This is a genomic window from Delftia sp. ZNC0008, assembly GCF_000799035.1.
GTDB classification, from domain to species: domain Bacteria; phylum Pseudomonadota; class Gammaproteobacteria; order Burkholderiales; family Burkholderiaceae_C; genus Comamonas; species Comamonas tsuruhatensis.
In genome coordinates, this window is record NZ_JTKZ01000028.1 from 1 (window position 1) to 6,855 (window position 6,855).

Annotated in this window: 6 protein-coding genes and 1 pseudogene; 4 read left to right on the forward strand and 3 right to left on the reverse strand. The window is 68.2% G+C overall.

Annotated features, from left to right (window positions below; translation table 11 throughout):
* Positions 1-884 (reverse strand): annotated as a pseudogene (locus tag L995_RS00850) (class I poly(R)-hydroxyalkanoic acid synthase); the annotation flags it as partial.
* 144 nt (positions 885-1,028) lie between these two features.
* On the opposite strand from L995_RS00850, the gene L995_RS00855 reads away from it, so the two are divergent.
* Positions 1,029-1,373, forward strand: coding sequence for a hypothetical protein (locus tag L995_RS00855; RefSeq protein WP_016445926.1), 345 nt, complete (start codon positions 1,029-1,031; stop codon positions 1,371-1,373).
* Here L995_RS00855 and L995_RS00860 read toward each other — a convergent pair.
* Positions 1,293-2,186 carry a polyphenol oxidase family protein gene (locus tag L995_RS00860; RefSeq protein WP_052195730.1) on the reverse strand — a complete coding sequence of 298 codons (894 nt, stop codon included), beginning with the start codon at positions 2,184-2,186 and terminating at the stop codon, positions 1,293-1,295. The two genes, L995_RS00855 and L995_RS00860, sit on opposite strands and share 81 nt — an antisense overlap.
* Positions 2,183-2,848, reverse strand: coding sequence for a maleylacetoacetate isomerase (gene maiA, locus L995_RS00865; protein WP_016445924.1), 666 nt, complete (start codon positions 2,846-2,848; stop codon positions 2,183-2,185). The genes L995_RS00860 and maiA overlap by 4 nt, the downstream gene beginning before the upstream one ends.
* A gap of 87 nt (positions 2,849-2,935) precedes the next feature.
* Between maiA and L995_RS00870 the strand changes: the two genes are divergently transcribed.
* The 3 genes from L995_RS00870 to L995_RS00880 form a co-directional block, all read left to right on the forward strand.
* Entirely contained in the window at positions 2,936-3,631 is a 696-nt protein-coding gene (locus tag L995_RS00870; protein ID WP_046982570.1) for a fumarylacetoacetate hydrolase family protein, read from the forward strand.
* Between the two features lie 147 nt (positions 3,632-3,778).
* A complete protein-coding gene (locus L995_RS00875) occupies positions 3,779-4,342 on the forward strand; it encodes an NUDIX hydrolase (RefSeq protein WP_016453500.1) in 564 nt (187 codons plus the stop codon).
* A gap of 247 nt (positions 4,343-4,589) precedes the next feature.
* A partial coding sequence (locus L995_RS00880) for a cache domain-containing protein (RefSeq protein ID WP_047468227.1) occupies positions 4,590-6,855 on the forward strand: 2,266 nt, incomplete at its 3' end.

A 6,855-nucleotide genomic window follows, 5' to 3' on the forward strand; every position in this document is an offset into this window, starting at 1 on the left:
ATGTAGTTGTCCCAGGTCTTGTGCGCCAGGCTGTCGTCGGGATTGCGCCAGCTCATCACGAAGGTGCGGTGGCCCTGGCTGACGGCATAGCGGATCAGCGAGTTGTCGGGCTGCAGGTCCAGGATGTAGAACTTGTTGATGCACGGCGGCACCATGAGGAAGGGACGCTCGTGCACCTTGTCCGTCAGCGGCTTGTACTCGATGAGCTGGAACAGCTCGTTCTCGAACACCACGGCGCCTTCGGTGGTGGCGACGTTCTTGCCCACGGTGAACAGGCTCTCGTCGGTCATGGAGACATGGCCCTGGCGCATGTCGGCCAGCAGGTTGGCCACGCCCAGGGCCAGGCTCTCGCCCTGGGTTTCGATGGCCTTCTTCTGCGCCTCTGCATTGAGTGCCAGGAAGTTGCTGGGCGACATGGCCGCCAGCCACTGTTCGACAGCGAAGCGCACGCGGTTGCGGGTCTTCTCGTCGGCCTGCACGGCCTCGGCCAGGCCCATGAGCATGCGGCTGTTGAGCAGATAGGTGGCTGCGGTGGCCGCCGTCAGCGGGTTGTCGGCCCAGGATTGGGTGTTGAAGCGCTTGTCCTTGGCCAGCAGCGCCTGGGCGCCGCCCTGCTCGCACATGGCCTTGGCGCCGTCCAGGTACTGGCGCTGCAGCTCCAGCAGCTTTTCGGGGTCCAGCGACAGCGCGTTCTCGGGCAAGGCGCCGGGTTCGGGGACTGCAGCCTTCCAGGCCTGGGCCATGTCCGGCATGCCCGCGCCCTGTGCTCCCGGCATTCCCGGTGATCCCATCTGCTGCAGTATCTGCAGCGTCCGGCTCCATTGCTCGTTCCAGAATTGCTGGATGGGTTGGCCTGGCAGGCCTGCGAGTGGGTCAAAATTCATGCTGCATCCTTGTTCGCGGATGCCGTTCGCAATAGCCTGGGGCTTGCGGGGCATCCGTTTTGATTGTGACCCAGGCGAGCCCCCCGTTGCCCGGCACAGCCCTCCACAAAAACCCGTGCCCGGTGCGCCTTTTTCGAATCGACCATGTATCTCGTTGTTATCGCCTGGTTGTATGTCACGCTGATGATGGCCGTGGCCGAAGCCGCCAGCCCCACGGGCAGCATACTCGGCGCCCTGGTCACTTTCGCACTGTATGGACTGCTGCCGCTGTCCATCGTGATCTACATCATGGGTACGCCCGCGCGCAACCGAAAGCGCCATGCGCGCGAACTGGCCGAGCGCCAGGCCTGGCTGGCGCAGCAGCAGGCCTCGCAGGGCACGGCGGACGCACCGGACGCGCCCGCGCCCTCAGTCCTTCCAGATGCAGGCGGCGAATCGGCCGCTGCTGCCCAGGCGGGCAGCGTCGCGCCGGTGCGAAAAGAACCGTGAGTCGTTGAGCACCGTGCACCATGCGTCGCTGCCGTCATTGCCATGGATGGCAGTGATGCCCAGCGCCGCCAGGCGCTGGCGCGCAAGCCCGGCCAGGCTGGCCAGGTACTTGGGGGTGCCCTCGCCCGCCTGAGGTATGGCGGTGAAATGCGCGGCGGCGGCGGCGTCATGCGCGATGAAGGCAGCGCGCACCTCGGCACCGACCTCAAAGGAACGCGGACCGATGCAAGGGCCCAGCCATGCCAGGGTCTGCGGCGCCACCTGCTCGGGCGCGGTCCGGAGCTGATCGGCAAAGCGCTTGAACAGAGACTCCAGCACACCGCCTGCCAACGGCTGACCCGCATGGCCAGGCGGCATTCCGGCCAGACCGCGCCAGCCCGCATGGGCCGCGCCCACCACGGCGCCGCTGCGATGGGCCAGCAGCACGGGCAGGCAGTCGGCCACCATGATGGTGCAGACCACGCCCGAGGCGCTGGTCACGCAGGCATCGAAGGCCTGGCCCTGCGCGCTGCCTGCATCCAGTGCGATGACATCCACGCCATGCACCTGCTGCAGGAACACCGCGCAGGCATCCGGCGTATCCGCACGCACGATCTCCTGCAGGCGCTGGCGGTTGGCGCGCACGGCCTGCGGGTCGTCTCCCACATGGTCGCCCAGGTTCAGTCTGCCCCAGGGCGCCGTGCTGACGCCGCCTTCGCGCGAGGTGCACAGCGCGTGCACGCCGGGCGGCGCGGGCCAGTCGGGCACCAGCCAGGATACGGGGATGGTGCCGGGGAGGTTGCCGGGGATGGAGTCAGGCCGGGCCGCGCTCATTCCGCGTCGGGGCAGGCCGAGGGATGGGCCTTCTGGAAGGCCGGCAGCGCCTCGCAGCGATCGACGATGGCCGCCAGGCGCGGCAGGCCGTCCAGGCTCACGTTGAAGCGGCGGCCGTTGAAGATCTGCGGCACCAGGCAGCAATCGGCCAGCGTGGGCGTGTCGCCCCAGCAAAACAGCGAAGGCGGCAGGCCGGCGGCCTCGCGCTCGGCGGCCAGCAGGTCCAGCTGGCGCTCGAAGGCCTCCAGGCCCGATCGCACCCAATGCACGTACCAGCCGCTCTTGGCCTCGTCGGAGACACCCAGGTTGCGCACCAGGTACTTGAGCACGCGCAGGTTGTTGAGCGGATGGATCTCGCAGGCCACCATCTGGGCCAGTGCGCGCACATGGGCACGGCCCAGGGCGTCACGCGGCAGCAGCGGTATTTCGGCATGGGTCTCATCGAGATATTCGATGATGGCCATGGACTGGGTCAGCCAGTGGCCGTCCTCGGTCTCCAGCGCCGGCACCAGCGCATCGCCGACATGCTGGGCATAGGCCGGCGCCTTGTGGTCGCCGCGCAGCAGGTGCACGGGTACGGATTCATAGTCCAGGCCCTTGATCTGCAGCGCAATGCGCACGCGGTAGGAGGCCGACGAGCGGAAGTAGGTGTGGAGCTTCATAGACCGCAAAGCATACCGTGCAGCAGCGCCGATGCATGGCACACTTGCGGCGGCGCCCAAGAGACAAGGCGCCAGAGGAACACCGACATGAGCTACGTTTTCAACCCGCCCGCCGTGGCCAGCGTACCCGTCCTGGGCCGCCCCGAGCGCTTCCCCGTGCACCGCATCTACTGCGTGGGCCGCAACTACGAAGAACACGCCAAGGAGATGGGCTTCACCGGCCGCGAGCCGCCCTTCTTCTTCCTCAAGCCTGCCGACGCCATCGTGCCCGTCGAGGCCGGCACCACGGGCACCATGCCCTACCCCACGCTGACCTCCAACCTGCACCACGAGATCGAGCTCGTCGTGGCCATCGGCAAGGCGGGCAAGAACATCCTGGCAGCTGATGCGCTGGACTACGTCTGGGGCTACGCCGTGGGCCTGGACATGACGCGCCGCGACCTGCAAAACGACATGAAGAAGCAGGGCCGACCCTGGTGCATCGGCAAGGCCTTCGAGCATGCCGCACCCATCGGCCCCATCACCCCGGCAGCCGAGGCCGGCGACATCGCCAAGGCCGCGATCTCGCTGCAGGTCAATGGCGCCGACCGCCAGCGCAGCGACATCGGCAAGCTGATCTGGAACATTGCCGAGACCATCGAGCACCTGTCGGCGGCCTGGGAACTGCAGCCCGGCGACCTGATCATGACGGGCACGCCCGAAGGCGTGGCCGCCGTGGTGCGCGGTGACCTGCTGGAAGGCCGCATCGACGGGCTGAGCCCCTTGAGCGTCAAGATCGCCTGAGTTTTCTCTGAGCCTGGCGACAGGCCGGCAAGGCAGCAGGGAGCACGCTCCCCGGCCTGCCGGCCTTTGTGTTTGAACCCACGGTCCGCCGCACGGAATGCCTTACTGCCTTCCGTCTGGCGGCGCTTTCACTTTCATGGTGTCGGCATGATTTTTCGCAGCCCCATCAAGTTCTGCCGAGCCTGCGGCACGGCGGTGGTCTACCGCCTTCCTGACGATGGCGACACGCGCGAGCGCGCCGTGTGCCCGCACTGCCACACCATCCACTACGAGAACCCGCTGAACGTGGTGGGCACCATCCCCGTGACCGACGACGGCCGCGTGCTGCTGTGCAAGCGCAACATCGAGCCGCGCCGGGGCCTGTGGACCCTGCCCGCAGGCTTCATGGAACTGGCCGAGACCACGGCACGCGGCGCCCAGCGCGAGACCGACGAGGAAGCCGGCGCCGACATCGAGATGGGGCCGCTGTTTTCCATCGTGGACGTGCCCAAGGTCAGCCAGGTCCATCTGTTCTACCGCGCCCGTCTGCGCAGCGAGCAGTTCTATCCCGGCCCCGAGACCATGGAGGCCCGCCTGTTTGCGCAGGCCGATGTTCCCTGGGAGGAACTGGCCTTCCGCACCGTGCGCGTGACGCTGGAGCGCTACTTCGCCGACCGGGCTGCCGGCCTGCTGGACGCGCACCGGGTGCACTCCATCGACCTGAGCCTGTAGGCCTGCACGGCCGCCAGGCACCACCGTGCTGCACGGCGCCGGCGTACGCACTGCGGTGATGCCGGGCCATGCCCCGGTGTGGCACCGGACGGGCTGCGGACGGGGAGCAGGCGGCGGTCCGTCATCCCTATGTCACCTTGCAGACACATTTAGTCACAAACTGGCCTCCTTCTTGCTCTTTGCATAGAGCTTTTCCCTGAGCGGAAAAGTTGGTTTACCGAACCTGAACCTGACTGCGGAGCGCCCCATGGCCACATCCCTGCCCACCGACCTGATTCTTCCCCACCTGCGGGAACTCAACCGCAACGCCGCCGACCTGCGCGAGATCCGGCTCATGTGGCGTCTCATCGAGGCTTCGGCCCGCATGCAGGCCTCGCAGCAGGGACAGGCCCTGGTGTCCATGCTGACCGACACGCGCCAGGGGTTGGAGCAGCTGGAGCAAGGCCTGCTGCAGTCGCAACTGGCCCAGTCCGCGCAGGAAGCCATGGCCCAGTTGGGCATGCAGTCCAGCCATGCCATTGACCTGCTGGTGCGCAGCCTCTACGAGCGCACGGCCGATGTCGGCTTCCTGGCCGCCGATTCCGTGCTGTGCGAGGCCATGGCCCAGCTCGGCGATGGCGACATCCTGCTGGACATGGCCGCGGGCGGCCTGCACGCCTGGCAGGCTCCGCTGCAGCTGCACCTGCAGGCCTACCGTGCCAAGTACACGGTCTACGACGACATCCTGCTGCTGGACACCCAGGGCCAGGTCTGTGCACGCGCCCAGGCAGGCGACAAGCCGCTGCCGCCCTGCGCCGAGGGCTGGTTCCAGCAGTGCCTGCAGCAGGCCGGCCATGTCAGCCATTTCGGCGCCAGCTGCGTGCTGCCCGGCGCAGACCGCCTGATCTACGCGCAGCGCCTGCTGCATCCACGCACCATGGCGGTGCTCGGCGTGCTGTGCCTGAGCTTCGACTTCGCGGCCGAGATGCAGGCCATCTTTGCCTCGGGCGGGCCGCGCGCCCAGGTGGGGCTGCTGCTGGATGCGGCTGGAGTGGTCATTGCCAGCAGCGATGACCACTGGATCGCCCCCGGCAGCCGCGTGCCCATGCACCACGGCGATGCCGTGCAGCCGCTGATCCACGCCGGCCGCACCTATCTGGTGCGTACGGCCCGCGCCCTGCCCTACCAGGGCTATGCGGGCCCCGAGGGCTGGCAGACCCAGGTCATGGCGCCGCTGGACCTGGCCTTCGCCACCCAGCAAAGGCCGCAGGTCCTGCAGGCACTGGAGCCTGCCATCGCCGAAGGACTGATGGCCCAGTCCCGGGGCTTTTGCCCGCCCCTGCACGCCATGGCACGCGCGGCCGACGACATACGCCGCGTGGTCTGGAACGGCCAGGTGCTGGCTGCCAGCCAGGCGCCGGAGTCCCCCGTGCAGGGCACGGCCCACCCGGACCCGCTGCAGGCCGTGCTGGAGCAGATGAGCGAGACCGGCGACCTGACCCATGCCGTGTTCACGCGCGCCATCCACGGCCTGCACGAGACGGCGCTGTCCACGCGGCTGCAGGAGCACACCACGCTGAACCGGCTGCTGATGGACCTGCTGGAGCGCAATCTCTACGAACGCGCCAACGATTGCCGCTGGTGGGCCCTGACGCCAGGCCTGCAGAAAGTGCTGCAAGACAACAGCGGCTGCCTGGCCCTGTCGGTACAGGCACACGACGCCGCGCAGCGTCTGCTGGAGCAGCTCAATGCGCTGTACACCGTCTATGCGCGCATTGCGCTGTATGACGCCCAGGGCCTGGTGCTGGCCTGCAGCCATGAGGACGAACCCGGTCTGCCGCTGTCACCCGGCGTGCGCGTGCAGGCCTCGGCACTGCAGGCCACCATGGCGCTGCGCGATGCCCAGGCCTATCACGTGCAGGAGCTGGACGATGGGGGCCTGCCCGTCCACGTCTACCACGCCGCATTGCGCGCCCCCTCAACCACCAATGGACATGGGCATGGGCAGGGCGCAGATCAGGGCCCCGCCATCGGCGGCATTGCCCTGCTGTTCCACACGCGCCGAGAACTGCAGGCCATGCTGCAGGCCGCTGCACAGGAGCAGTCCGAAGACGCCGGCCCCGAAGACCACGGCCTGCCCCGTTTGCCGATGGAGGCTTTCTACGTGGCACGCGACGGCCGCATCATCGCCGCCAGCCACGGCGGTCGGCCGCTGGGCAGTTGCATAGAAGGCGTGGCCGGGCTGGCAACGCTGGCCGATGGAGAGGTACGCAGCAGCATCGAGGAAATCGAAGGCCACTACTGCATCGTCGGCATGGCCGCCGGGCGAGGCTACCGCGAGTTCCGGCTGGACCAGGGCGCGGCACGCGATGCAAAGGAAAGCGCAACGGAGGACACACTGGCCGGCCTCGTCAGCCTGAGCCTGCAGCGGCTGGGGCCTGTGCATGCCGATGCGCGCAACCGCGCCCTGCGCCTGGCGCCGGCCACGCGGCTGGATGGCTCGCGTCCTGTCGCGCGTGCGCTCGCCGCGCACG

Excerpts from the sequence above, each read along its gene's own strand:
- maiA (WP_016445924.1), bottom strand. The coding sequence starts at position 2,848 with ATGAAGCTCCACACCTACTTCCGCTCGTCGGCCTCCTACCGCGTGCGC.
- L995_RS00860 (WP_052195730.1), bottom strand. The coding sequence starts at position 2,186 with ATGAGCGCGGCCCGGCCTGACTCCATCCCCGGCAACCTCCCCGGCACC.
- L995_RS00870 (WP_046982570.1), top strand. The coding sequence starts at position 2,936 with ATGAGCTACGTTTTCAACCCGCCCGCCGTGGCCAGCGTACCCGTCCTG.
- L995_RS00855 (WP_016445926.1), top strand. The coding sequence starts at position 1,029 with ATGTATCTCGTTGTTATCGCCTGGTTGTATGTCACGCTGATGATGGCC.
- L995_RS00875 (WP_016453500.1), top strand. The coding sequence starts at position 3,779 with ATGATTTTTCGCAGCCCCATCAAGTTCTGCCGAGCCTGCGGCACGGCG.